General features: G+C 59.1%; 29 protein-coding genes. 16 read left to right on the top strand and 13 right to left on the bottom strand.

Annotation, left to right across the window (positions count from 1 at the left end):
* Window positions 1-45 precede the first annotated feature (45 nt).
* The gene (locus tag G6N80_RS06670; RefSeq protein ID WP_244484636.1) at window positions 46-516 is read right to left on the bottom strand and encodes an RT0821/Lpp0805 family surface protein; all 471 of its coding nucleotides are present in this window, start codon (window positions 514-516) and stop codon (window positions 46-48) included.
* A 50-nt stretch (window positions 517-566) separates the two neighbouring features.
* Between G6N80_RS06670 and pdxH the strand changes: the two genes are divergently transcribed.
* The gene (gene pdxH / locus G6N80_RS06665) at window positions 567-1,181 is read left to right on the top strand and encodes a pyridoxamine 5'-phosphate oxidase (protein WP_165132521.1); all 615 of its coding nucleotides are present in this window, start codon (window positions 567-569) and stop codon (window positions 1,179-1,181) included.
* Window positions 1,182-1,202: 21 nt separating this feature from the next.
* Here the strand turns inward: pdxH and G6N80_RS06660 are convergent, their stop codons facing one another.
* From G6N80_RS06660 to G6N80_RS06635, 6 genes are all read right to left on the bottom strand, one after another.
* The gene (locus G6N80_RS06660; protein ID WP_165132518.1) at window positions 1,203-2,261 is read right to left on the bottom strand and encodes a polysaccharide deacetylase family protein; all 1,059 of its coding nucleotides are present in this window, start codon (window positions 2,259-2,261) and stop codon (window positions 1,203-1,205) included.
* A 105-nt stretch (window positions 2,262-2,366) separates the two neighbouring features.
* Window positions 2,367-3,131 (bottom strand): sulfite exporter TauE/SafE family protein, encoded by a 765-nt coding sequence (locus tag G6N80_RS06655; protein ID WP_062553025.1) that lies wholly within the window; start codon window positions 3,129-3,131, stop codon window positions 2,367-2,369.
* A gap of 84 nt (window positions 3,132-3,215) precedes the next feature.
* A complete protein-coding gene (locus G6N80_RS06650; RefSeq protein WP_165132515.1) occupies window positions 3,216-3,908 on the bottom strand; it encodes an HAD family hydrolase in 693 nt (230 codons plus the stop codon).
* A 33-nt stretch (window positions 3,909-3,941) separates the two neighbouring features.
* Complete coding sequence (locus G6N80_RS06645) at window positions 3,942-4,370, bottom strand: bleomycin resistance protein (RefSeq protein WP_062553022.1); 429 nt, start codon at window positions 4,368-4,370, stop codon at window positions 3,942-3,944.
* Window positions 4,371-4,377: 7 nt separating this feature from the next.
* Window positions 4,378-5,793: a metalloprotease TldD gene (gene tldD, locus G6N80_RS06640; RefSeq protein ID WP_165132512.1), complete on the bottom strand. Its 1,416-nt coding sequence runs from the start codon at window positions 5,791-5,793 to the stop codon at window positions 4,378-4,380.
* A gap of 96 nt (window positions 5,794-5,889) precedes the next feature.
* Window positions 5,890-6,540, bottom strand: a complete 651-nt coding sequence (locus G6N80_RS06635; RefSeq protein ID WP_246251459.1) for an invasion associated locus B family protein — start codon at window positions 6,538-6,540, stop codon at window positions 5,890-5,892.
* Between the two features lie 295 nt (window positions 6,541-6,835).
* Between G6N80_RS06635 and coxB the strand changes: the two genes are divergently transcribed.
* The 14 genes from coxB (at window position 6,836) to G6N80_RS06570 (ending at window position 17,161) form a co-directional block, all read left to right on the top strand.
* Complete coding sequence (gene coxB, locus G6N80_RS06630; RefSeq protein WP_165132509.1) at window positions 6,836-7,720, top strand: cytochrome c oxidase subunit II; 885 nt, start codon at window positions 6,836-6,838, stop codon at window positions 7,718-7,720.
* Window positions 7,721-7,733: 13 nt separating this feature from the next.
* Window positions 7,734-9,425 carry a cytochrome c oxidase subunit I gene (gene ctaD / locus G6N80_RS06625; protein WP_062553018.1) on the top strand — a complete coding sequence of 564 codons (1,692 nt, stop codon included), beginning with the start codon at window positions 7,734-7,736 and terminating at the stop codon, window positions 9,423-9,425.
* A gap of 64 nt (window positions 9,426-9,489) precedes the next feature.
* Entirely contained in the window at window positions 9,490-10,446 is a 957-nt protein-coding gene (locus tag G6N80_RS06620; protein WP_062553017.1) for a heme o synthase, read from the top strand.
* On the top strand, window positions 10,446-10,580 hold the full coding sequence (locus tag G6N80_RS23485; protein ID WP_062553016.1) for a hypothetical protein: 135 nt from the start codon (window positions 10,446-10,448) through the stop codon (window positions 10,578-10,580). The genes G6N80_RS06620 and G6N80_RS23485 overlap by 1 nt, the downstream gene beginning before the upstream one ends.
* 27 nt (window positions 10,581-10,607) lie before the next feature.
* A complete protein-coding gene (locus tag G6N80_RS06615; RefSeq protein ID WP_062553015.1) occupies window positions 10,608-11,213 on the top strand; it encodes a cytochrome c oxidase assembly protein in 606 nt (201 codons plus the stop codon).
* Window positions 11,214-11,269: 56 nt separating this feature from the next.
* Window positions 11,270-12,145 (top strand): cytochrome c oxidase subunit 3, encoded by an 876-nt coding sequence (locus G6N80_RS06610; RefSeq protein ID WP_062553014.1) that lies wholly within the window; start codon window positions 11,270-11,272, stop codon window positions 12,143-12,145.
* 121 nt (window positions 12,146-12,266) lie between these two features.
* On the top strand, window positions 12,267-12,647 hold the full coding sequence (locus tag G6N80_RS06605) for a DUF983 domain-containing protein (RefSeq protein ID WP_062553013.1): 381 nt from the start codon (window positions 12,267-12,269) through the stop codon (window positions 12,645-12,647).
* A gap of 25 nt (window positions 12,648-12,672) precedes the next feature.
* Window positions 12,673-13,410, top strand: a complete 738-nt coding sequence (locus G6N80_RS06600) for an SURF1 family protein (RefSeq protein WP_062553249.1) — start codon at window positions 12,673-12,675, stop codon at window positions 13,408-13,410.
* A gap of 47 nt (window positions 13,411-13,457) precedes the next feature.
* Window positions 13,458-13,823 (top strand): DUF1304 domain-containing protein, encoded by a 366-nt coding sequence (locus G6N80_RS06595; RefSeq protein ID WP_062553012.1) that lies wholly within the window; start codon window positions 13,458-13,460, stop codon window positions 13,821-13,823.
* An 8-nt stretch (window positions 13,824-13,831) separates the two neighbouring features.
* On the top strand, window positions 13,832-14,836 hold the full coding sequence (ispH, locus tag G6N80_RS06590) for a 4-hydroxy-3-methylbut-2-enyl diphosphate reductase (RefSeq protein WP_165132506.1): 1,005 nt from the start codon (window positions 13,832-13,834) through the stop codon (window positions 14,834-14,836).
* A 109-nt stretch (window positions 14,837-14,945) separates the two neighbouring features.
* Window positions 14,946-15,293, top strand: coding sequence for a VanZ family protein (locus G6N80_RS06585; RefSeq protein WP_165132503.1), 348 nt, complete (start codon window positions 14,946-14,948; stop codon window positions 15,291-15,293).
* Between the two features lie 104 nt (window positions 15,294-15,397).
* The gene (locus G6N80_RS06580) at window positions 15,398-16,369 is read left to right on the top strand and encodes a homoserine kinase (protein ID WP_165132500.1); all 972 of its coding nucleotides are present in this window, start codon (window positions 15,398-15,400) and stop codon (window positions 16,367-16,369) included.
* Entirely contained in the window at window positions 16,366-16,806 is a 441-nt protein-coding gene (gene rnhA, locus G6N80_RS06575) for a ribonuclease HI (protein WP_062553010.1), read from the top strand. The genes G6N80_RS06580 and rnhA overlap by 4 nt, the downstream gene beginning before the upstream one ends.
* 46 nt (window positions 16,807-16,852) lie before the next feature.
* A complete protein-coding gene (locus tag G6N80_RS06570; RefSeq protein ID WP_062553009.1) occupies window positions 16,853-17,161 on the top strand; it encodes a Dabb family protein in 309 nt (102 codons plus the stop codon).
* A 189-nt stretch (window positions 17,162-17,350) separates the two neighbouring features.
* On the opposite strand, the gene G6N80_RS06565 is transcribed toward G6N80_RS06570, so the two are convergent.
* From G6N80_RS06565 to G6N80_RS06545, 6 genes are all read right to left on the bottom strand, one after another.
* Window positions 17,351-18,247 (bottom strand): metal ABC transporter substrate-binding protein, encoded by an 897-nt coding sequence (locus tag G6N80_RS06565; protein ID WP_165132497.1) that lies wholly within the window; start codon window positions 18,245-18,247, stop codon window positions 17,351-17,353.
* Window positions 18,248-18,263: 16 nt separating this feature from the next.
* Window positions 18,264-19,136: a metal ABC transporter permease gene (locus G6N80_RS06560; protein WP_062553007.1), complete on the bottom strand. Its 873-nt coding sequence runs from the start codon at window positions 19,134-19,136 to the stop codon at window positions 18,264-18,266.
* On the bottom strand, window positions 19,133-19,873 hold the full coding sequence (locus tag G6N80_RS06555) for a metal ABC transporter ATP-binding protein (protein ID WP_165132494.1): 741 nt from the start codon (window positions 19,871-19,873) through the stop codon (window positions 19,133-19,135). Before G6N80_RS06555 ends, G6N80_RS06560 begins: the two co-directional genes overlap by 4 nt.
* Window positions 19,870-19,992 (bottom strand): hypothetical protein, encoded by a 123-nt coding sequence (locus G6N80_RS23480; protein ID WP_280139160.1) that lies wholly within the window; start codon window positions 19,990-19,992, stop codon window positions 19,870-19,872. The genes G6N80_RS06555 and G6N80_RS23480 overlap by 4 nt, the downstream gene beginning before the upstream one ends.
* A 150-nt stretch (window positions 19,993-20,142) precedes the next feature.
* Window positions 20,143-20,628 carry a peroxiredoxin gene (locus G6N80_RS06550; protein ID WP_062553005.1) on the bottom strand — a complete coding sequence of 162 codons (486 nt, stop codon included), beginning with the start codon at window positions 20,626-20,628 and terminating at the stop codon, window positions 20,143-20,145.
* A gap of 52 nt (window positions 20,629-20,680) precedes the next feature.
* On the bottom strand, window positions 20,681-21,520 hold the full coding sequence (locus G6N80_RS06545; protein WP_165132491.1) for a protein-disulfide reductase DsbD domain-containing protein: 840 nt from the start codon (window positions 21,518-21,520) through the stop codon (window positions 20,681-20,683).
* Between the two features lie 167 nt (window positions 21,521-21,687).
* On the opposite strand from G6N80_RS06545, the gene G6N80_RS06540 reads away from it, so the two are divergent.
* Window positions 21,688-22,296: a YqgE/AlgH family protein gene (locus tag G6N80_RS06540; RefSeq protein ID WP_165132488.1), complete on the top strand. Its 609-nt coding sequence runs from the start codon at window positions 21,688-21,690 to the stop codon at window positions 22,294-22,296.
* Window positions 22,297-22,325: the final 29 nt, after the last annotated feature.

The raw sequence follows: 22,325 nt of genomic DNA, 5'->3' as shown, positions 1-22,325 counted from the left end.
TTAAGCTTAACCCAAGGTAAGCGTCTGGCGCTGTTGGCGGATTGTTCAGTTCGTCTGCGGAGCGAACGAGGTCATGGTCCATTCCGTGCCGACAAGGCACGCATTGCCGCGCATGCGCGCAATTCCTTCATAGGAATGGCGGGTCGTCAGAAACTGGCGGCACACCTGGCTGTTGAGATTGACCTCGTGAATTTCGGAAACGACACCGGCGCTTCCCGTCGATGTGTTCGCCCAGGGCAGAGGCGAGGAGCCGAGCTTGACCAGATCCGCAGAGGAAACGGCGTTCAGCACCGTTTTTTCATCCGACACTGATTCGGTGGTCCGGGTAGGGACAGTGGCCGTAGAAAGGGTTCGATCCACCTTCGGCGTGGATCCGAAAAGATCCATGGCACCCGTAGTGCAACCAGCCAAAGCGCATGCCATAACAACGAGAATTGCAGTCTGGACCGAACGCAACGAAGTGCCGGGGGTGCGGTTGATTGTCTTGTGCGTCACTGCCACCTTGCGTCCAATCACGGAAAGATTCTAGGGCTGCATTCGATCAGATCGGGAGCATTTTAGTCAATATGTCGCAAGAACGGTTAACAAGCGGTGACTTCACCCAGGAGAGCGAGCCCTTTGAGCTTTTTGCCAAGTGGTTGAAGGATGCCGAGGCCTCGGAGATCAATGATCCGAACGCCACTGCACTGGCCACTGTCGATCAGGATGGTCTGCCAAATGTTCGCATGGTCCTCCTGAAAGGTCTGGATGAGCGAGGTTTCGTTTTCTACACGAACTTTGAAAGCCAGAAGGGACAGGAAATTCTGGGTCAGAAAAAGGCGGCCATGTGCTTTCACTGGAAATCGCTGCGCCGCCAGGTGCGCGTCCGCGGTCCGGTAACAGTCGTTTCCGATGAAGAAGCGGATGCCTATTATGCCTCTCGCGCACGTGGCAGTCGCATCGGTGCCTGGGCGTCGAAGCAGTCACGGCCGCTGGAGGGCCGGTTTGCGCTGGAGAAGGCCGTTGCGGAATATACGGCCAAGTTTGCAATCGGCGAGATACCGCGCCCACCCTACTGGTCGGGCTTCCGTATAGAGCCGACCTCTATCGAATTCTGGCATGATCGCCAGTTCCGGCTGCATGATCGCGTGGAGTTCCGGCGAGCGGGCGAGGGCTGGGAAAAGGTCCGCATGTATCCCTGACACCTGTCTCTCTGAGACGTGTCACGCCGCGCGCGAGATTGCGAAGGGGATGCCGGAAGCAAGGGCCGCGACGTAACGCGGCTCCTGATAGAAGCCATTGAGCGAAATGCGTGGCAACCCCGTCAGCCTCTCAAGGCTGTCGGGGCCCAGCGTGCCGGGCTGTGTGGTGACTGCGACCGAAAAACCGAGTTCGCGGGCGAGACGCTGGTCTCGCTCCGAAACGGCTGATTTCGTACCATAGGGATAGGCAATGGTGGTGGGCCGCGTGCCAGTCACCTCTTCCAGCCAATCGGCGGAGCGCCGCATCTCGTGGCCTGCAACGTCCGGCGAAAGCCGCATCAGGGCGCGATGGCTGACCGTATGCGCGCCGAGCGAGGCAAGCGGGTGCCGGGCAAGCGCGCACAACTGCGCCCGGTCCATCGTGAGGGCCTCCGTGATCGCCAAAGGCTCGATCCCGTAGCCTCGTGCTGCGTCATCGAGACGCTTTACCGCCTGGGCCTCGCAATCCTTCTGCATGAAGCGGGCGAAGCGGTCGAAGGCATCGAGCTTGCTCTTTGGGCAGGACAGCCTGATCTCTTCCTCGCCATCACCGAAATCGAAGCGGATCCGGCTTTCCTGGTTGATCAGCGCCGCCACCGTTTCCCACCAGATCGTATGCGTGCGATCCGCGAAACCTTCGTTGATGAAGATCGTGAACGGTGCGCCATGGCGTTCGAAGACGGGCAGGGCGTGATCGGCATTGTTGCGATAGCCATCATCCAGCGTAAAGCAGGCGAAGGGCCTCTCACTCGGGTTTGCAAGGCGGGCCGGAACCTCTGAAAGCGGGATGAAATCGTAGCTTTCTTCCTTCAGTCGGCTCAGCGCCTGATCCAGAAATTCTGGCGTGATTTCCAGATGGGCATTGGGTTCTACGATGCGCGGTGCATGAGGCCGCACATGATGCAGCGTAAAGATGGCGCCATCCCCACGCGCAGTGCGCAGGACACCAAGGTTAGCCAGCACGTAAGCCGCTTCCAGGCCGCCGGCAATCATTGCGCGCTTGACGCTACGGCGCCAAATGGCCTGTAACAATACGCTCATCTGATTGTTGATCCGGTTCTCGCCTTTGTCGTGGACACGCTAGCGCGTCAACCGTTAAGCACTTCTAAAAATCACCGTCTGAAACTGAAACGAATTGCGCGGTTTCTACCGGAGGATGCTGTCGAGAACCGGCAGGCTGATCACTCCCGCTGCACCGATCAATGCCAGGCAGATGCGGCGGAACGTTTTCTCGTCCGCCAGACCGAACAGTCGCGATCCAAGCAGAATACCAAGCCCGTAGCCTGGGCCTGCAACGCAGGAGACCAGCACGACGTCCAGTGTCAGCAGTCCTGCGCTGACATAGGAGACCGTGGTGATGATGGTTGAAAGGGCAAAATAGGCCACGAGATTTGCCCGAACCCGTGCGGCGGGAATGGCACCGCCCAGCCAATAGGCCACAACCGGTGGACCTGAGAGTTGTGCGACGCCACCGAAAAGACCGGCGATCAATCCGGTGCCAATGCTCAAGCCTGTTTTCGGTTTGCCCTGGTAGCGCCATCCGCTGATCAGGAAGGCAAGCAGGCCAAGCACGATGGCCGCAATGCACCAGCGCAGGAAGAGGGACGGCGCATAGGCCAGCAGCACGGTTCCCGTGGGAACGCCCACCAGTGCACCGATGGCCACCATGCCCACCTCCCGACGGTTGGCGCGACGAATGGCATCCGGCAGCATGCCGACGGTCATCACGGCATCGACGATCAGAAGAACCGGCGCCGCCACCTGTGGCGAGGCCAGCGCACTTGCCAGCGGCACGAAGATCAGGCCGCCGCCAAAGCCCGAAAAGCCACGCGCCGTTCCTGCTACGAGCGCGACGAAACTGAGAAGAAGAATCTGCTGTAGAGGGTGATTGATAAGAAAATTATCTAGCATCAGACCGCATCACGATAAAAATGATGCGCAATGAGCGCGTTGAGCCTGAAGATGTCAAACAAACAGATTTGATCCGCCGATCAATCAGGCAGATAGGTTGCGACGCGCCGGATGCTGATCGAAGAACGCACAGCAATGCACAAGGCTTTCTGCCACCTGCGTGCAGATCGCACGGATATCATCGGTCGGCTGCAGAAGATCAGGCACCATGACAGCCATCATCCCGGCGCCGGCCGCGCTTCGGATGCCATTGTAGGAATCCTCAAGCGCCAGGCAGTCGGCAGGATCGACCCCGATGCGCGCGGCAGCCGCCAGATAGGGTTCGGGATGCGGCTTCCCACGCGGATAGTCGCCCTGTGCGATGACATGATGGAAGCGATCCAGAATACCCAGCGTCCCCAGATGATGTTCGACCTGGAAATGCGCCGACGAGGTACAAACGGCGCGCGGAAGTTCAAGCGCGTCAAGTACATCCAGAAGCTCGCTCACGCCTGCCTTCAGGCGCAGTTCGGTTTCCGTCAGGAGGTCGAAATGGGCAAGCCAGACCTGACGGAAGGCATCGGCATCGAAGTCCGTGCCGTAATGCTCACGCAGCAGATCGGCGATACTGATCCACGGCCGCCCCAGCATGCCTTCGTAGATCGAGGGACCAATCGGCAGGTCGTGATGGGCCGCAGCCGAAATGATCGACTGGCGATACAGCACTTCGGTATCGAGCAGCAGGCCGTCCATATCAAAGATGACGGCTTTCGGAGGGCGGGGGAGGGATAGATGCATAAGATCAACTTTGCCTGGTCGCGTGTGTCTGGTTCAGGGCGAGATCGGCCTTGTTCCTGATTCTTCGAACAGGCGAAGCAGATAGCCATCGGGATCGGCAACGATGAATTGCTTCTGTCCAAGCTCTTGATCGTTACGGCGATACCACTTTTCTTCCGGGGCCAGATACAACGGATAGTGCAATTTGGCCAGACGATTTAGGATCGGCTGAATTGAGCTGACCCGGATCTGCAGGTTCATGCCGCGTCCGAGAGGCCGTTCGAGCGGCGCGCCTTCATTTCCAAAAGTCCGACCCAGACCGATCTGGTCGATCATCAGTTGCGCTGTGCCGAGTGTCAGAAAGCTGAAACCTTCCTCTGCTCGTTCATAGAGAACATCAAAGCCTATGAGCTCAACGTAGAAGTCGCGGCTGACGGACCAGTCGAAAACCGCCAGTTCAGGCACCAGCGCGTTTTCGTTCATCACTCTTTCACGCCTTCGTACCGCCGACCGTGACCTGATCCATGCGCAGATGCGGCTGGCCCACGCCGACTGGCACCCATTGACCTGCCTTGCCGCAATTGCCGATCCCGGTATCCAGTTTGGTGTCGTTTCCGACCATGGAAACGCGCTGCATGGCATCCGGTCCGTTGCCGATCAGCATTGCGCCCTTGATGGCGGGACCAACCTTGCCGTTCTCGATGAGATAGGCTTCCGTGCAATCGAACACGAACTTGCCGGAAGTGATGTCCACCTGTCCGCCGCCGAAGGAAACGGCATAAATGCCCTTCTTGACCGAGGCGATGATTTCTTCCGGCGTCTTGTCTCCACCCAGCATGTAGGTGTTGGTCATGCGCGGCATGGGCTGGTAGGCGTAGCCCTGGCGGCGGCCATTGCCGGTGGGGCTCATGCCCATCAGCCGGGCATTCTGCCGGTCCTGCATATAGCCGACGAGCTTGCCCTTTTCGATCAGCACATTGTAGGCCGACGGCGTGCCTTCGTCGTCGACGGTGATCGAACCGCGACGGTTGTCGATTGTCCCATCGTCCACGACGGTCACGCCGGGTGCGGCTACCATCTGGCCCAGAAGCCCGGCAAAAGCGGAGGTTTTCTTGCGGTTGAAATCACCTTCCAGGCCGTGGCCGACAGCTTCGTGCAGCATCACGCCCGGCCAGCCGGAACTCAGGACGACATCCATGGTGCCAGCCGGTGCGTCGACCGCTTCCAGATTGGTCAGGGCCTGCCGCAGCGCCTCATCGGCGCCCTGTTGCCAGTTGCCGTTCAGCAGAAAATCCGTGAGACCGATGCGGCCGCCCTTGCCCGACGATCCGCTTTCCTGGCGATCGCCTTCACCGACAATCACCGAAATATTGACGCGCGTCATCGGGCGGACATCCGTAACCAGATGACCGTCGGCGCGCAGAATATTGACGACCTGCCAGCTTGCCGCAACCGAGGCGGTCACTTGCCGGACCTTCGGATCCTTGTTGCGCAGATAGGCGTCGATCTCCGTCAGAAGCTTCACCTTCTCTTCGAAGGTGGGAGAGCCGATCGGGTTTTCGTCGCCATAAAGCTTTTTGTTGGTGCGTTGCGGTGCCGCCGAATAGGTGCCTGCATAGCCGCGCGTCACCGCCTTCACCGCATCGGCGGCACGCGTCAATGCCGAGGCCGAGAGTTCGCCCGCATGCGCATAGCCCACTGCTTCGCCTGCCACGGCCCGAAGGCCGAAACCCTGGTCTGTATTGAAGGAACCGCCCTTAAGCCGCCCGTTATCGAAGGTCAGCGCTTCTGCCTGCGCATGCTCGATGAAAAGCTCGCCATCATCCGCGCCGCTCAGCGCTTCGGAGAGCATGGCGCGCAAGCGCGTTTCATCGCAATCGAACAGATTGATAAGGTCGGTGGTCATGATTAACTCCTTCGCCGATCCAGACGGTCGGCCTGGACTTCGATGTAGGAGCACACTCGCGAACGCGCAAGAAAAAGTCAGCGGAACGAGTATGGTTCAAGGCAGGGCGTCGTAGCCCTGGGCAAAACCGGACAGCTCGATCGGAATGCCGACGCGATCTTGATCAACGGATTCCCGAAGCGCGAAAACTGCGTTCTTGCCAGCCCTGAGGATCTTCATCAACTCGTCGTCGATTTCGACTTCCACATAGCACCCTTCGGAGAAGCAGCGCGTGAAATAGGCGCGACCGATATTGTTGCCGTCGACGAAGAGATCCATGCCGTCCTTCAGAAGAACGCCGAGCGGCGCGAGGATGCGCAGAATGCGGGCCTTGCGGTCCACGGTCTTCAGCACGACGACGGACAGGCCGACTTCCGGGCGATCATCGGCGATGACGTTCTGCATCATCGCACATTGTTCGACGGAAGAACCCGCGGGCTTGTCGCATAGGATCGACCAGGCGCCATGGCTCTCGCGCACGGTGCCGGGTGCTGCCGGCGAGCCAGTCTGAGGAGGGGAGGTTCTCGGCGCGGAACCGGCAGACGGGGAAGCTGGCGCCGGTTGCGCCGGCGCTGGAGACTGCGTGGGACGAGGTTGCTTGTCTCCCGATGACGTCTGGGCCTGGACGGGCTCTGCCACGAGCTGCGCCGCAAGCGCCAAGGGCAACAGTGCGGCCATTGTGGCGGCGCGCAGGGTCGGGAATTTCATGAAAACCTCTCAAACGAATCAGTCGCGCTATTCTTGTCGCCGGGGAGCGGGAATGAAAAGCCCTCTCGTAATTTCAAGCGACTGCGGCGAAAATGGGGAGCGAACCGGAAGCCAGCAATTCCGGGCTCTTTTGTGGTTAAAATTGATTCTGGGCAAAAATGCCGCACGAACAAGCGCCCGCAACCCCCTTTACGGATATTGCGGCAGGCGTGATTCTGTGGTTGAACCGGAGGTCTATAGCTAGGGAATTTGCGTTGTGGTCTGATCTAGATCAAACGCAAGGGGAGAGAAATCGATGAACAGAGCCTATGCAGCCTTGGCTGCGACGATCTGTCTGCTCTTTGCCTCGGGGGCAGGGGCGGATCAACCTGTGCCGTGGCAGCTTGATCTTCAGCAGGCAGCATCGCCGATCATGCATGAAATCCGGTGGTTTTCGCACTACAGCCTCTGGTTCATCGTGCCGATCACCCTGTTCGTGCTGGCGCTTATCGTCTGGGTCGTGGTGAAGTTCCGCGCCAGCGTCAATCCGGTGCCATCCAAGACGAGCCACAATACCGCAATCGAAGTGGCCTGGACGCTTGGTCCGGTCGTCATTCTCCTTTTCCTTGCGATTCCGTCGTTCAACCTTCTGAACGCGCAGCTCACCATTCCTGAAAATCCGGACGTGACGGTCAAGGCAACTGCAACGCAGTGGCTGTGGTCCTATGAATACCAGGGATCTGAAAATCCGGTTGGTTTTGACAGCTACATGCTGAAGGAAACCGATCGCGCGGCAACGGGCAAGGTTGATCCAAAGGTCTATCCGCGCCTGCTGGCCGTCGATAACGAACTGGTTCTGCCGGTCAACAAGACTGTGCGCATGCTGGTGACGGCTGCTCCGACGGATGTCATCCATGCCTTCGCCATGCCAGCCTTCGGCGTCAAGATCGATGCCGTCCCGGGCCGCCTGAACGAAACCTGGTTCCGCGCCGAGAAGGAAGGCCTCTATTACGGCCAGTGCTCCGAGCTTTGCGGCAAGGACCACGCCTACATGCCGATCGCCATTCGCGTCGTCTCGGACGAGCAGTACAAGGCATGGATGGCCAAGGCCGGCAGCGATCTGCAGGGCGCCAACAAGGCACTCATGGCTGCAACCGATGCCAAGACCGGCGTGAAGCTGGCCTCCGCGGAAATCAAGTAAGGGAGTGGGGACAATGGCTGGACCTTCCGCACATGATCATCAGCATGCCGCGCACGGCGCGCATGCTCACGATGATCACCATCACGATCACAAGCCGGGCTTTTTTACCCGCTGGTTCTTCTCGACCAACCACAAGGATATCGGCACGCTCTACCTGATCTTCGCGATCATGGCAGGCATCGTCGGCGGCCTCATGTCAGTCGCCATGCGCATGGAGCTGCAGGAGCCTGGCATCCAGATCTTCCACGGTCTGGCATCCATGGTCTACGGCTTCCAGGGTGATGCTGCCATCGACGGCGGCAAGCACATGTACAATGTGTTCACCACCGCCCACGCACTCATCATGATCTTCTTCATGGTCATGCCCGCTCTCATCGGCGGCTTTGCCAACTGGATGATCCCGATCATGATTGGCGCGCCGGACATGGCGTTTCCGCGTCTGAACAACATCTCCTTCTGGCTCATCGTCCCGGCTTTCCTGCTGCTCGTCCTGTCCATGTTCGTGGAAGGTCCGGCAGGCGCGTTCGGCGTCGGCGGTGGCTGGACCATGTATCCGCCGCTCGCGACATCCGGTCAGCCCGGTCCGGCCGTCGATCTGGCGATCTTCGCGCTTCACGTCTCGGGCGCGTCTTCCATCCTCGGTGCCATCAACTTCATCACCACGATCCTGAACATGCGCGCGCCGGGCATGTCCCTGCACAAGATGCCGCTGTTTGCCTGGTCAGTTCTGGTCACGGCATTCCTGTTGCTTCTGTCCCTGCCGGTTCTGGCAGGTGGCATCACCATGCTTCTGACGGACCGCAATTTCGGCACGACCTTCTTCGCGCCGGAAGGTGGCGGTGACCCGATCCTCTACCAGCACCTGTTCTGGTTCTTCGGTCATCCGGAAGTCTACATCCTGATCCTGCCCGGCTTCGGCATCATCAGCCACATCGTGTCCACCTTCTCCAGAAAGCCGGTTTTCGGCTACCTCGGAATGGCCTATGCCATGGTGGCCATCGGCGCCGTCGGCTTCATCGTCTGGGCGCACCACATGTACACGGTCGGCCTGTCGCTCGATGCGCAGCGCTACTTCGTGTTCGCAACCATGGTCATCGCCGTTCCAACGGGCGTGAAGATCTTCTCCTGGATCGCAACGATGTGGGGCGGTTCACTGACCTTCCGCACACCGATGATCTGGGCGATCGGCTTCATCTTCCTGTTTACGGTCGGTGGTGTCACGGGCGTTCAGTTGGCCAATGCCGGTCTCGACCGCTCTCTGCATGACACCTATTACGTCGTCGCGCACTTCCACTACGTTCTGTCGCTCGGCGCAGTCTTCGCCATCTTCGCAGCCTGGTACTACTGGTTCCCGAAGATGACCGGCTACATGTATTCCGAAGCGATCGGCAACCTGCATTTCTGGGTCATGTTCGTCGGCGTGAACCTCGTGTTCTTCCCGCAGCACTTCCTCGGTCTTGCGGGCATGCCGCGCCGCTACATCGACTATCCGGATGCTTTCGCTGGCTGGAACTACGTGTCCTCCATCGGTTCCTACATCTCCTTCGTCGGTGTTCTGGTGTTCCTATACGGCATCTGGGAAGCCTTTGCGCGCAAGCGCGTTGCCGGTGACAACCCGTGGGGTGAAGGTGCAACCACGCTGGAATGGCAGCTGTCTTCGCCGCCGCCGTTCCACCAGTGGGAAGAACTGCCGCGCATCAAGTAAGCGCAGGACAATAAGAGGCGGCGCGGCAACCCTGCGCCGCTTCCGGTAGAGTTAGGATTTGAACATGACCACAGTCGATCATCACGCGGGCCTTGGAGGAGACGATCAGGTTCGTCTTTCGGAAGCTGGCGCTCGCGATTTCTTCGAGCTCTTGAAGCCGCGCGTGATGTCGCTTGTAGTGTTCACGGCCTTTGCCGGACTGATGCTGGCTCCGGGCCACATCAATCCCTTCATCGGTGCCATCGCCATTCTGTGCATCGCCGTTGGCGCGGGCGCATCCGGCGCTCTCAACATGTGGTATGACGCCGATATCGATGCCGTCATGAGCCGCACGGCGCGCCGTCCGATCCCGGATGGCCGCATCCTGCCGCAGGAAGCGCTCGCCTTCGGCTTGACGCTGTCCACATTCTCGGTTGCGATCCTCGGCCTTGTGGTCAACTGGTTCGCCGCGGGCCTGCTGGCCTTCACCATTTTCTTCTATGCCGTCGTCTATACGATGTGGCTCAAGCGCTCGACCCCGCAGAACATCGTCATTGGTGGTGCATCCGGCGCGTTTCCGCCCATGATTGGCTGGGCCTGCGTCACCGGCGGCGTCTCCCTCGACAGCGTCCTGCTGTTCCTTATCATTTTCCTCTGGACGCCCGCGCACTTCTGGGCACTCGCTCTCTTCAAGATGCGCGATTACGGCTCCGTTGGCGTCCCAATGATGCCGAATGTTGCAGGCGAACGGTCCACCAAGCTTCAGATGATCGTCTATGCAGTCCTGACTGCTCTGGTGGGCGTCGCACCGACATTGACCGGGCTGGTTGGGTGGGCCTACGGGGCCTTCGCGGCCGTCCTGGGGGCCATCTTCATTCTCTGTTCCATCGCCGTCTGGCGTATGCCGGATGGCGACGAAAAGATGGTACAGGCAAAGCGGATGTTTGCCTATTCGGTGCTCTATCTCTTCGTCATCTTCTGCGGTCTGCTGGCTTCGCATTTTGCAGCCGCGATCTTCGGTCCCATGGGAGGGCTGCTCTGATGGAAACGATCAAGCTCAATGAAAAGCAGCAAAAGTCCCGGCGTGGTCGCAACATCGCGCTGGGCGTGGTGCTCGGCGCGCTCGTGGTCATCTTCTATATCGTGACGCTGATCAAGATCGGACACGTGGGCTGAGATGAACGCAAGGGAGGAGGATGCCACATGACTGAAGCCGCAAAGCCAGCGCAGCGCCGGGTGAACAACAGTTCGATCCTCGTCGGCTGTGTCGTGTTCGTGGCCGGCATGGTGGGCGCCGCCTATGCCTCCGTTCCCCTGTACCGCCTGTTCTGCCAGGTGACCGGCTATAACGGCACCACCCAGCGGGTCGAGCAGTTTTCCGATACGGTTCTCGATCAGACGGTCAAGGTTACCTTCGACGCGAATACGTCGTCCGGGCTGAACTGGGAGTTCAAGCCGGTGCAGAATTCCGTTGAGCCGAAGATCGGCGAAACGGTGCAGATCACCTACAAGGCAACGAACAAATCGCCGACACCGGTAACCGGAACGGCCGTGTTCAATGTCACGCCCATGGAGGCGGGTGCCTATTTCAACAAGGTCCAGTGCTTCTGCTTCACGGAAACGACCCTGAAGCCAGGCGAAACTCTGGAAATGCCGGTGGTGTTTTTCGTTGATCCAGAGATCACCAAGGCAGAAGAAACCAAGAATATCAGAACTATTACGCTGTCCTACACGTTCTATCCAAGCCAGGGGGCCAAGCCGGTTGCCGGTTTGCAGGATAAGACGGGCGAGACGGGCCGTAAACTGTAAGAGAGGGCTCCTCCGCCTGGCGCGGGGGCTTGAGGAGAAAGACCGGGGACTTCGACATGGCAGACGCACATCAGAAAAAGCACGATTACCACATCATTGATCCAAGCCCGTGGCCGTTGCTTGCCTCCATCGGTGCTTTCGTTCTCACCTTCGGCGGTGTGGGCTTCATGCGCTACCTGCATGGTAGTGAATTCAAGATGTTCGGCCTGAACCTTGCCACGCCGTGGCTGTTCTTCATCGGTCTGGCCATCGTCATCTACACGATGATCGGCTGGTGGGCTGATACGATCAAGGAAGGCCGCGAAGGCCACCATACGCGTGTTGTTTCGCTGCATCTGCGCTATGGCATGATCATGTTCATCGCCTCGGAAGTCATGTTCTTCGTGGCGTGGTTCTGGGCCTTCTTCGATGCCAGCCTTTATGCCAACGAAGCGATCCAGGCGAGCCGCGTTCTTGCAACCGGCGGCCAGTGGCCTCCGAAGGGCATCGAAGTGCTGGATCCCTGGCATCTGCCGCTCTACAACACGGTCATCCTGCTTCTGTCCGGCACCTGCGTTACCTGGGCGCACCATGCCCTGCTGCACAATGACCGCAAGGGCCTGATCAACGGTTTGCTGTTGACCGTGGTGCTCGGCGTTCTGTTCTCCTTCGTGCAGGGTTACGAATATGCCGAAGCTCCGTTCGCCTTCAAGAACTCGATCTATGGCGCAACCTTCTTCATGGCCACCGGCTTCCACGGCTTCCACGTCCTGATTGGCACGATCTTCCTGATCGTTTGCCTGCTGCGCGCCGTCAATGGTGGCTTTACACCGCAGAAGCATTTCGGCTTCGAAGCCGCCGCCTGGTATTGGCACTTCGTTGACGTGGTCTGGTTGTTCCTGTTCTTCACCATCTACATCTGGGGTGGTTGGGGAGCACCGTTGGCTCATTGAGCCAACGCTTCACTTGAATGTGCAAAGGGCGGCTCTGGTCGCCCTTTTCCATTTGGACAGACGCCTTGGCTGCGGGTAACGTCGGTGCAGACAATAGGCAAAGTTAGCGGATAGATTGACAATGCAGGATGAAGCCCATTACCCGCCGCAAGATGCAATCCGCGCTGGCCTGTCCGGTTCCTGTCCGCGCTGTGGTCAAGGCAGGCTGTTTGATGGCCTGTTGAAGGTTCGGCCTGCCTGCGGCAATTGCGGCCTTGATTACTCCTTTGCGGATTCAGGCGATGGTCCGGCGGTTTTCGTGATGCTGCTGGTCGGATTCGTGGTGGTCGGGTTTGCGCTCTGGTTCGAATTCACCTTTCACCCGTCCATCTGGCTGCATTTCATCGTCACGGCACCATTCTCCATCGTCATCTGCCTTGGCTCGCTGCGCTTGTTGAAGGGCGTCCTGATTGCCTTGCAATACAAGCACAGTGCCCATGAAGGCAGCATAGACCGTGGCTGATCAGTCCCCTTCGCTGCCGCCCCGCATGTCGCCTCGTCGCAAGCTCGTTTCCGCCGTGCTGGTTCTGGTCGCTCTCGCCATCCTGTTGTCGCTCGGCACCTGGCAGGTCCAGCGCCTTCACTGGAAAGAGCAGTTACTGGCGCAAATGGAGGCCCGCCGTCAGGCGGCGCCGGTCGAACTGGTCGATGCCGAAACGGCGCTGAAAACCGGGCAGGATCAGGAATATCTGCGCGTGCGTGTCGAAGGTGTCTTCGATCACACCAAGGAGCGGCATTTCTTTGCCACGGATGCTGGCCGCACGGGTTTTTATGTCTACACGCCGCTGCGACTGGCCGATAGGCGGGAGCTCTTCGTCAACCGGGGGTTCGTGCCCTATGATCTGAAGCAGGCGGACAAACGGCAGGCGGGAGAGGTGCAGGGGACCGTCGCCTTGACCGGTTACCTCCGCAACCGATTGGAAGGCAAGCCATCCTCGCTTGTGCCGGATAACGATCTGCAGAAGAACATCTTCTACTGGAAGGACTGGACAGCGATGGTGCGGTCCACGAACCTCGATCCGGTAAATGTGGTGCCCTTCTTTGTCGATGCGGATGATGCCGTGCAGCCCCCGGGCGGCTGGCCGAAAGCGGGCGTCACGCAGTTCGAATTGCCGAATAACCATCTGCAATATGCGGTCACCTGGTACGGCCTTGCTGCGGCGCTTGTCGGGGTCTCGCTTGCCATGGTGTTCCGTCGTCGAAAGGATGATCCGACTGGCCGGTGAAGGGCAATCGCGGTGTTGCATATCATTGTTTTATGAGGGGGATTTGAATGTCTGTTATTGCAAATAGTCTGGTTGCGCTGGTTGCGCTTGAGCACATCTACATTCTTGTGCTCGAAATGTTTCTCTGGACCAAGCCCAGGGGACGAAAGGCCTTTGGCCTGACGCCCGAGCGGGCAGAAGCAACAAAGGTCATGGCGGCCAACCAGGGTCTCTACAACGGCTTCCTGGCCGCAGGGCTTCTCTGGGCGCTTGTCCATCCCGATGCTGGGGTTGCCTATCAGCTCAAGCTATTTTTCATTGGCTGTGTGCTGGTCGCTGGCCTATATGGAGGGGCAACGGCCTCCCGGAAGATCTTCGTCATTCAGGCGCTTCCGGCGGCCATCGCCCTGATTTTTGTGCTGATTGCTGGCTAGGTTTGTCGATGAACATGCAGGTTTCCCGTCCCCCGCTCAACATTCGCCTGTGCGGCCCGCGCGGCTTCTGTGCCGGGGTGGATCGGGCAATCCAGATTGTGGTTCTGGCGCTCAAGCGGTATGGCGCTCCGGTCTATGTGCGTCATGAAATCGTCCATAATCGCTATGTCGTGGAAGGGCTTGAGGCAAAGGGCGCCATCTTCGTCGAGGAACTGAACGAGATCCCGGCGGAACATCGGCATCAGCCCGTGGTGTTTTCCGCCCATGGCGTGCCGAAATCCGTGCCGGAGGATGCGCAGTCGCGTAATCTGTTCTACCTCGATGCCACCTGTCCGCTGGTGTCTAAGGTGCACAAGCAGGCCATGCGCCACCAGAGGCTTGGCCGTCACGTCGTGCTGATCGGCCATGCGGGTCATCCGGAGGTCATCGGCACGATGGGGCAATTGCCGGAAGGAACGGTGTCGCTGATTGAGACCGTGGAAGATGCCGGGGGTTACCAGCCATCGGATCCGGACAATCTGGGCTATGTGACGCAGACAACGCTTTCGGTCGATGATACGGCGGGCGTGATTGCCAAGCTGCAGGAGCGTTTTCCAAACCTGACGGCGCCTTCGGCAGACAGCATCTGCTATGCCACCACCAACCGGCAGGAAGCCGTGAAGCAGGCCGCACCCGGTTGCGATCTCTTCATAGTTGTCGGTGCTCCGAATTCATCCAATTCGAAGCGGCTGGTGGAGGTTGCTCTGCGGGCAGGGGCCACGCGGTCTCTGCTGGTTCAGCGGGCCTCCGAAATCGATTGGGAAAGCATCGGCACGATAGGCACGCTCGGCATTTCCGCCGGTGCCTCGGCGCCGGAAGTCATTGTCGATGAAATCATCGAAGCCTTCCGGGAGCGTTTCGATGCCAGTGTCGAATTGGCGATCACAACGGAAGAAAACGAACATTTCCTGGTCAACCGCGAGCTTCGCGATATCGAGCTGACCCGCGAGGATATGGCCTGGGTGAACGGGTGAGTTGGGATCCGGCGCAAGTCTTGCGATTAACGCTGTCGCAGCTTCCGCCTTTACTTGGCCACAGGTTTCCGTCACTAAGCGCTGATAAAACCCGAGCCAGCACGGAACCATGTCGGAAAAGCTCTTCAAGATACTGGCCTGGTCGACCCTTGCCTTCATTATTTTCGCAACCGTCTCTCCCATCGGCCTGCGCCCGCATGATGTTCTGCCGGTGAATGTGGACCGCGCGCTGGCGTTTGCGCTGCTGTCCTGCCTCTTCGTCGTGGCCTATCCCCGTTATTTCCTGATTTCGACGGCCTTCATCATCGCATCCGCCTTTGCCATCGAGCTGCTTCAATATCTGCAACCGACCCGCCATCCGGAAGTGCGAGACGCGCTGATCAAGGCGGCGGGCGCGGCTTTCGGCCTGCTCGCCGGCTGGCTGATCAACCGCTATCGAACGTCAAGACCGCTGTAGACCCGATAGAATTCCTGTGCCTGAAGTGCCCGCGGCACTAGCCACAGGGCCATCCTGCTGTGTATTTCATGTCCAACGCAGGATCGAATGCAGGACCAGAGCTCTTGGCTGTCTATACCGACATTACCGAAAACGACCTTCGCAATTTTCTCAGCGAATATGATGTGGGCGAACTGACCTCCTACAAGGGGATCGCGGAGGGCGTCGAGAACTCCAATTTCCTGCTGCATACCACGAAGGATCCGCTGATCCTGACACTCTATGAAAAGCGGGTCGACGCAGGTGATCTGCCCTTCTTCCTCGGGCTGATGCAGCACCTTGCGCAGAAGGGCCTGAATTGCCCGCTGCCGCTGCCGCGTCATGATGGCAAAATCTGCGGTGAACTGTCGGGTCGCCCGGCGGCGCTCATTTCATTCCTCGAAGGCATGTGGCTGCGCAAGCCGGAAGCACAGCATTGCCATGCCGTAGGTGTTGCGTTGGCGCAGATGCATCTGGCGGCACGCGACTTTTCGATTACCCGCCGCAACGCGCTTTCGGTGAATGGCTGGCAGGAACTGTGGGCCAAGGCTGCCCCGCGTGCCGATGAGGTTCTGCCCGGTCTTCAGCAGGAAATCGGCGCCGAGCTCGACTATCTGGTCAGCCACTGGCCGCAGGATCTGCCGCAGGGTGTCATCCATGCCGATCTGTTTCAGGACAATGTGTTCTTCCTGTCCGATCGCCTGTCAGGACTGATCGATTTCTATTTCGCCTGCAATGATCTTCTGGCCTACGATGTCTCCATCTGCCTGAATGCCTGGTGCTTCCAGCCCGATGGCGCCTATAATTTCGCGAAGGGCAGCGCGCTTCTTGCCGGTTACCAGTCCGTTCGTCCCTTGAACGCAGATGAGATTGCGGCTCTTCCGGTCCTGTGCCGGGGCTCGGCCCTACGCTTTTTCCTGACGCGGCTTTACGACTGGCTGACGACGCCGGAGGGCGCTCTGGTGGTCAAGAAAGATCCGATCGAATACCTGCGCAAATCGCGCTTTCACCGCGCGATCGAAGCTGCATCCGAATATGGGCTGGAGCCCGCCGCATGAAACAGGTGCAGATCTTTACCGACGGTGCCTGTTCGGGCAATCCGGGTCCGGGTGGCTGGGGCGCCATTCTTCGCTACGGGGAGAATGAAAAGGAACTCTATGGCGGCGAGCCAGAAACCACCAATAACCGCATGGAATTGCTGGCGGCGATCAGCGCGCTCAATGCGCTGAAGAGCCCCTGCGAGGTCGACCTTCATACCGATAGCAAATATGTGATGGACGGCATCTCCAAGTGGATCTTCGGCTGGAAGAAGAACGGCTGGAAGACGGCGGACAAGAAGCCGGTCAAGAATGGTGAACTTTGGCAGGAACTCGATGTCGCCAACCAGCGGCACAAGGTGAAATGGCACTGGGTCAAGGGCCATGCGGGTCACCCGGAAAACGAACGGGCGGACGAACTGGCAAGGCTCGGCATGGAGCCGTTCAAGAAGCGTTGAACCGACCGGGCTCAACGCAAGAAAGCTATAAATGGGAGGGGACGGCATGATCCTGCACTGTGTATTTCTGCGTCTCAAAGCATCGCTGCCGGCAGAGGAAAAGGCGGCGCTTTTCGAGGCGCTTGCGGCCTTGAAGGAACGTATCCCCGGCATTGTTGAGATCCAGCACGGACCGAACGTCTCGCCGGAAGGCCTGAGCGGTGGTTTTCGCGATGGCTTTGTTGTCACGTTCGAAAACGCCGATGCGCGTGACGCCTACCTCGTTCATCCGGAGCATGTTGCGGTCGGTGATCGCCTCGTCGCGGCTTGCGATGGCGGTCTCGCCGGATTGATGGTCTTCGATTTCGAGACTTGAGCATGTCGTAGCTAAAAGTGTGCAGCGGTCTTGCGATCACGACATGCGATAAAACAAAGAGATAAAGCGTCAAGAGCGAAGCAACACGCTTCAAGAAAATGACAGAACGAGGGGGCTGGGCAAGCCCCCTCATTCGACCGGTGACCTGCCAAGTGAGGGGGAGCAGGTTGCGCCGGATCTGTGTGATGGTCAGCTCGCCTTCTCCATGGCAGCGGCCATCTGGTCCACGTTGAAGCGGAACATCTTCTCGTAGGTGGAGGCGGGCCCCTTCGGCTTGGAGAGAGACTCGACATAAAGCTCGCCGCCCGGCTTGGCGCCCGTCGCCTTTGCCACCTGCTTGACCAGCCGCGGATCGTTGGAGTTTTCGAAGAAGTAGGTCTTCACCTTTTCAACCTTGATCTGCTCGATCAGCTTGGCCACGTCAGCGGCAGAGGCTTCCGTTTCGGTGGAAACACCCAGCGGCGCCAGGAAACTGACCTTGTACTCACGTCCGAAATAGCCAAACGCATCATGGCTGGTCAGCACCTTGCGCTGCTCCTGCGGGATCTTGTCCAGCTTGGAATGGGCGTAGGCGTTCAACTCGTCCAGCTTCTTGCTGTAGGCCTCCGCATTGGCCTTGAAGGTTGCGGCGTCTGCAGGATCGGCTGCGGAAAGCGCCTTTTCGATATTGGCGACCCAGACTTTCACATTGACCGGGCTGTTCCAGACATGCGGATCGGTCACCGTCTTGCCATCCTCGTCCATGGTGCGCGTGTTCACGCCTTCGGAAGCCACCACCGGCTTGCCCTTGAAACCCGATGCGGAAATCAGGCGGTCCATCCAGCCTTCCAGCCCTTCGCCACTGACGAACACCACATCCGCCGCCTTCAGCGCCTTGGCATTGGCAGGTGTCGGCTCGAATTCATGGGGGTCACCATCCGGACCCACAAGCGTGGAAACCTGTACCTTGTCGCCGCCCACCTGATGAACGATGTCGGCAAGAACCGTGAAACTGGCAACGGCCTTCAGTTCGGCAGCGGAGACAGGTGCGGTGAAAGCCATGATGGCGGGTATGGCAGCGGAGAGAAACAGCAGGCGGGAAGACATGGACAATGCTCCTGGGTTAGCCTTTGAGGTGAGGGAGGGGAAAGAAGCGCCGCATGATGCCGGAGGGCGCAACAAGAATGGAGCAGCCGTAGAGACATGCGGCCGTCATGATGATTGTCGGACCGGATGCCAGTTCCAGATGATACGAGGCGATCAGGCCCACATATCCTGAAACCAGCGCAGAGCCGAAGGCGACGAGAAGCATGGTGGACAGGCTGCGCGCCCAGAGTTGGGCCGTTGCGGCTGGCAACATCATCAGGCCCACCGCCATCAGCGTGCCGAGCGCCTGGAAGCTGGCGACGAGGTTCAGCACCACCATCAACAGGAAGATGTAGTGATAGAGCGGGCCGCGCCCACCGACCGCTTTCAGGAAGCCGGGGTCGAAGCATTCGGCGACCAGCGGGCGATAGATGGCTGCGATCACGACCAGTGTCAGCGAGGTGATCAGGCCGATCTGGATCAGAGCCTCTTCGTCGATCGCGAGAATGGTGCCGAACAGCACATGCAGAAGATCGATGTTGGAGCCCCGCAAGGAAACGATCAGCACGCCCAGCGCCAGTGACGTGAGGTAGAAACTGGCAAAGCTCGCATCTTCCGCCAGGTTCGTGAAACGGCTGACGATGCCCGCAAGAACGGCAACGGAAAGCCCGGCAATCAACCCGCCGAGCCCCATGGCCGTCAGCGATAGGGAACCGGCGACGAGATAGCCGATGGCCGCTCCTGGCAGCACGGCGTGGCTGAGTGCATCGCCCATCAGGCTCATGCGGCGCATCATGAGGAAGACGCCGATCGGGCCGGAACCCAGCGCCAGACAAAGACACGCGACAAGCGCACGACGCATGAAGCCGTAATCCATCATCGGCGCGATGAAGATGTCATAGGCGCTCATGCGGCGTCCTCGCAGACGGCGGCGTTCTCATCCCAACGCTCGGCCATGGCACGTGCGCGGGAAAGATTGGCGGCAGACATCACCTCGGTCGTCGGTCCCCAGGCGATCAGTTCACGGGCAATCAGCAGCGTTTCAGGAAAATGCTGCCGCACCTGCTCGAAATCATGAAGCACGGCCACCACTGTGCGGCCTTCGCCATGCCAGTTCCGCACGATCTCCAGAAGATCGCGTGTGGTGCGTGCGTCGATGGCCGTGAAGGGTTCGTCCAGCAGAATGACCTTTGCATCCTGCACCAGCAGGCGGGCAAACAACACGCGCTGAAACTGCCCCGCTGAAAGCGAGCCAATGGAGCGGCGCTCAAAACCCTGAAGACCAACGGCCTGCAAGGCGTGCATCGCATCCGCTCGATCCTTGCCGTTCACGCCGCCAAAGGCGCCGGTATTCTTCCATGCACCCAGCAGAACCGTATCCAGAACAGAAATGGGAAAACGACGGTTTATCTCTGCGGCCTGCGGCAGATAGCCGATTTCCGTACGACGCAAACCATGCTCAATCCGTCCCTCGGCGGGCCGCAACTCGCCAATGATCGCCTTCAGAAGCGTGGATTTGCCCGCTCCATTCGGCCCCGCAATGGCAGTCAGGCTGCCTTCAGCGATCTGACCGTTTACATGATGAACCGCCGGATGCCGGTCGTAGGTGACCGTCAGGTTCGAAAGCGAAAGGACGGGCGTCCTCATGGCAGCGAAATCGCCCAGTGGACTGCCAGCCACAGGAGGGCCAGCACGACACCGACGCCGAGTAGACGAACAAGCGCGGAGCGCTGGAGGAGATCGATGAAAAACAGGGAGTTGCGCATCCGCGCCTCATGAATGTTATGACATTACGGTTATGTTATAACAAAAATGGCGGAATAAGGGCAAGGTGTGCATGGCGAAACGGGTGACGTGATCGCAATAAAAAAAGCGGCCTCCGGATGGAGGCCGCTCGTCAGCGCAGAATAGTGAGATTACAGGCGTTCCAGCATCGCCGCAGCGCCAGACACGGTTGCCTGACCGGGTGATTCCTCGATGTTGAGCGACTTCACAACGCCGTCTTCCACCAGCATGGAATAGCGCTTGGAACGAATGCCGAGGCCGGCGCCGGATGCATCCAGCTCAAGGCCGATGGCCTTGGTAAAGCTGGCATCCCAATCCGACAGGAAGCGGATCTTGCCGGTGCCGCCGGTCTTTTCAGCCCAGGCACCCATCACGAAGAAATCGTTGACGGCAACAACCGCGATCTCATCCACGCCACGCTCCAGCAGCGCATCGCGATTTTCAAGATAGCCCGGCAGATGGTTGAGCGAGCAGGTGGGGGTAAAGGCGCCCGGAACCGCGAAAAGGACGACCTTCTTGCCCTTGAACAGCTCGTCTGTCGTGACCTCGATCGGGCCGTCAGCGGTCTTTTCCTTGAACTTGGCCTGCGGCAGGGTATCGCCTTCAGCAATCGTCATAGCTTTTGTCCTTCGTGCGGTTGATAGGAATGCGCCGCACTATAGAGCCCGCCTATTCGATGGCAAGCGGGGTCTCCATGGCTCTGTTGCCTGCAATCACCAGAAGGCTCCAGTCCTGTCCGGTTTGCATTGGCTTGTTGGCCAGTTTGCCAAGCGGCATATCCACAGAATAGATGCCGCCGGAGGTTTTGGCATGTTCCTGATCGAGCAGTACGTGACCGTCCGGTCCCACCACCACGATATCAGGCCGGGGCGATCCCTCGGGCAGCTTCAGCGAAAGCTTGAGCTTCTTGTGATCAGAACCCAGTTTTGATTCTGCCACCGCAAAATCGGGTGAGGGTACTTCCGGCAGATGGCGTGTGGCTTCATCAAGGATCAGGTTTTCTTCGAGCGGAAGTTTCTTGGAGAGCAGGTTGACCTGGAACTCCGCCTGGAACGGAACGCAGATATTGCGGCAGAGACCGATGAACGCGGAAGCCTTGAACACCGCCGGACGGCTCGCATCGGTGATCTTGACCGTAAACGGCAGTGTCACGGGATGGTCGTAACCAAGATCGCGGACGTCGCCGTCCACGAACTGCTTGGGCACCGGAAACTTCATGTCGGTCAGGGTCAGGCCGCTGTCCGGCGCCAGCGAAAGCTGGGGTGGAATGCCCGCCTGTCCCGGTTGCTTCCAGTAGGTAATCCAGCCGTCACGCGGTTCGATCTGCAAGGCGCCGCGCACCGTCCCGTCGGGCTCCGGTGGCAAGGCCACGATGCGCATGCGCCCGCCATCGTTCACCGCCCAGTCCGACATCTCGGCATGGGCAGGCGTAAGCGAGCTTGCGAGCGTGGCAAGCAGGCCGAGACAGAGAGTTTGGAACCGCAAACCGGTTTTCAGTATTGAAGCCATGATCGGAGATTTAGTCGAGCACTTGATGCCTTGCCAGTCACAACGTCACAAGGCTCTTCATTTTCGGTTGATTGATAGCGCAGCCTGCCCCATCTTGGTGGAGAGGGTGTTAATAAAACATCCGCCGCCCGCCCCGAGGGCCGGTTTAACCGAACACTGGAGGCATCATGGCAATGATTTCGCACATCAAGGACAAGCGGGAGCGCGGCTTTCTGGACGGTCAGTTCCTGATTGCCATGCCGTGCCTGGCAGATGGAAATTTCACCCGCACGGTGGTCTACATCTGCGCCCATTCCTCGGCGGGTGCCATGGGCTTCATTATCAACCGCGCGCAGGCGGTGTCCTTCACGGAGCTTTTGCAGCACGTCAAGATCATCGAAGCCAGTGATGCAATCATGCTTCCCACATCCACACGGGACTTTCCGGTGCTGAGTGGCGGTCCGGTGGAATCCGGGCGAGGTTTCGTGCTTCATTCCGATGACTATGTCAGTGAAAGCACCATTCCTGTCAGTGAGGATATCTCGCTCACTGCGACGCTGGATATCGTGCGTGCCATCTATGATGGCCGCGGCCCGCAGAAGGCGACAATGCTGCTCGGCTATGCCGGCTGGGGTCCAGGTCAATTGGAGGCGGAGATCGGCAATAATGTCTGGCTCAACTGCCCGGCGACCGACAGCCTCATCTTCGACCGCTCTCTTGATGCCAAATATGAGCGGGCGCTTGCGACGATGGGTGTCAGCCCTGAGCTTCTGTCTCCCAACGCCGGACACGCCTGAAGTATAGAGCAACGATTTTAAAATTATCC

It is taken from the genome of Rhizobium rhizoryzae (genome assembly GCF_011046895.1).
In the GTDB taxonomy this organism is placed as follows: Bacteria; Pseudomonadota; Alphaproteobacteria; order Rhizobiales; family Rhizobiaceae; genus Neorhizobium; species Neorhizobium rhizoryzae.
The sequence above is the reverse complement of the archived record's forward strand: the minus strand, read 5'-3'. Positions and strand labels throughout refer to the sequence as shown.

Coding starts and splice junctions, on each gene's coding strand:
- G6N80_RS06540 (WP_165132488.1), top strand. CDS start 21,688: ATGGCAATGATTTCGCACATCAAGGACAAGCGGGAGCGCGGCTTTCTG.
- G6N80_RS06595 (WP_062553012.1), top strand. CDS start 13,458: ATGTCTGTTATTGCAAATAGTCTGGTTGCGCTGGTTGCGCTTGAGCAC.
- G6N80_RS06560 (WP_062553007.1), bottom strand. CDS start 19,136: ATGAGCGCCTATGACATCTTCATCGCGCCGATGATGGATTACGGCTTC.
- G6N80_RS06655 (WP_062553025.1), bottom strand. CDS start 3,131: ATGCTAGATAATTTTCTTATCAATCACCCTCTACAGCAGATTCTTCTT.
- G6N80_RS06645 (WP_062553022.1), bottom strand. CDS start 4,370: ATGAACGAAAACGCGCTGGTGCCTGAACTGGCGGTTTTCGACTGGTCC.
- G6N80_RS06555 (WP_165132494.1), bottom strand. CDS start 19,873: ATGAGGACGCCCGTCCTTTCGCTTTCGAACCTGACGGTCACCTACGAC.
- G6N80_RS06585 (WP_165132503.1), top strand. CDS start 14,946: ATGTCGGAAAAGCTCTTCAAGATACTGGCCTGGTCGACCCTTGCCTTC.
- G6N80_RS06620 (WP_062553017.1), top strand. CDS start 9,490: ATGACCACAGTCGATCATCACGCGGGCCTTGGAGGAGACGATCAGGTT.
- G6N80_RS06570 (WP_062553009.1), top strand. CDS start 16,853: ATGATCCTGCACTGTGTATTTCTGCGTCTCAAAGCATCGCTGCCGGCA.
- G6N80_RS06600 (WP_062553249.1), top strand. CDS start 12,673: ATGTCGCCTCGTCGCAAGCTCGTTTCCGCCGTGCTGGTTCTGGTCGCT.
- G6N80_RS06660 (WP_165132518.1), bottom strand. CDS start 2,261: ATGAGCGTATTGTTACAGGCCATTTGGCGCCGTAGCGTCAAGCGCGCA.
- G6N80_RS23485 (WP_062553016.1), top strand. CDS start 10,446: ATGGAAACGATCAAGCTCAATGAAAAGCAGCAAAAGTCCCGGCGTGGT.
- ispH (WP_165132506.1), top strand. CDS start 13,832: ATGAACATGCAGGTTTCCCGTCCCCCGCTCAACATTCGCCTGTGCGGC.
- ctaD (WP_062553018.1), top strand. CDS start 7,734: ATGGCTGGACCTTCCGCACATGATCATCAGCATGCCGCGCACGGCGCG.
- pdxH (WP_165132521.1), top strand. CDS start 567: ATGTCGCAAGAACGGTTAACAAGCGGTGACTTCACCCAGGAGAGCGAG.
- G6N80_RS23480 (WP_280139160.1), bottom strand. CDS start 19,992: ATGCGCAACTCCCTGTTTTTCATCGATCTCCTCCAGCGCTCCGCGCTT.
- G6N80_RS06565 (WP_165132497.1), bottom strand. CDS start 18,247: ATGTCTTCCCGCCTGCTGTTTCTCTCCGCTGCCATACCCGCCATCATG.
- G6N80_RS06610 (WP_062553014.1), top strand. CDS start 11,270: ATGGCAGACGCACATCAGAAAAAGCACGATTACCACATCATTGATCCA.
- G6N80_RS06635 (WP_246251459.1), bottom strand. CDS start 6,540: ATGAAATTCCCGACCCTGCGCGCCGCCACAATGGCCGCACTGTTGCCC.
- G6N80_RS06650 (WP_165132515.1), bottom strand. CDS start 3,908: ATGCATCTATCCCTCCCCCGCCCTCCGAAAGCCGTCATCTTTGATATG.
- coxB (WP_165132509.1), top strand. CDS start 6,836: ATGAACAGAGCCTATGCAGCCTTGGCTGCGACGATCTGTCTGCTCTTT.
- tldD (WP_165132512.1), bottom strand. CDS start 5,793: ATGACCACCGACCTTATCAATCTGTTCGATTGCGATGAAACGCGCTTG.
- G6N80_RS06545 (WP_165132491.1), bottom strand. CDS start 21,520: ATGGCTTCAATACTGAAAACCGGTTTGCGGTTCCAAACTCTCTGTCTC.
- G6N80_RS06615 (WP_062553015.1), top strand. CDS start 10,608: ATGACTGAAGCCGCAAAGCCAGCGCAGCGCCGGGTGAACAACAGTTCG.
- G6N80_RS06550 (WP_062553005.1), bottom strand. CDS start 20,628: ATGACGATTGCTGAAGGCGATACCCTGCCGCAGGCCAAGTTCAAGGAA.
- G6N80_RS06605 (WP_062553013.1), top strand. CDS start 12,267: ATGCAGGATGAAGCCCATTACCCGCCGCAAGATGCAATCCGCGCTGGC.
- rnhA (WP_062553010.1), top strand. CDS start 16,366: ATGAAACAGGTGCAGATCTTTACCGACGGTGCCTGTTCGGGCAATCCG.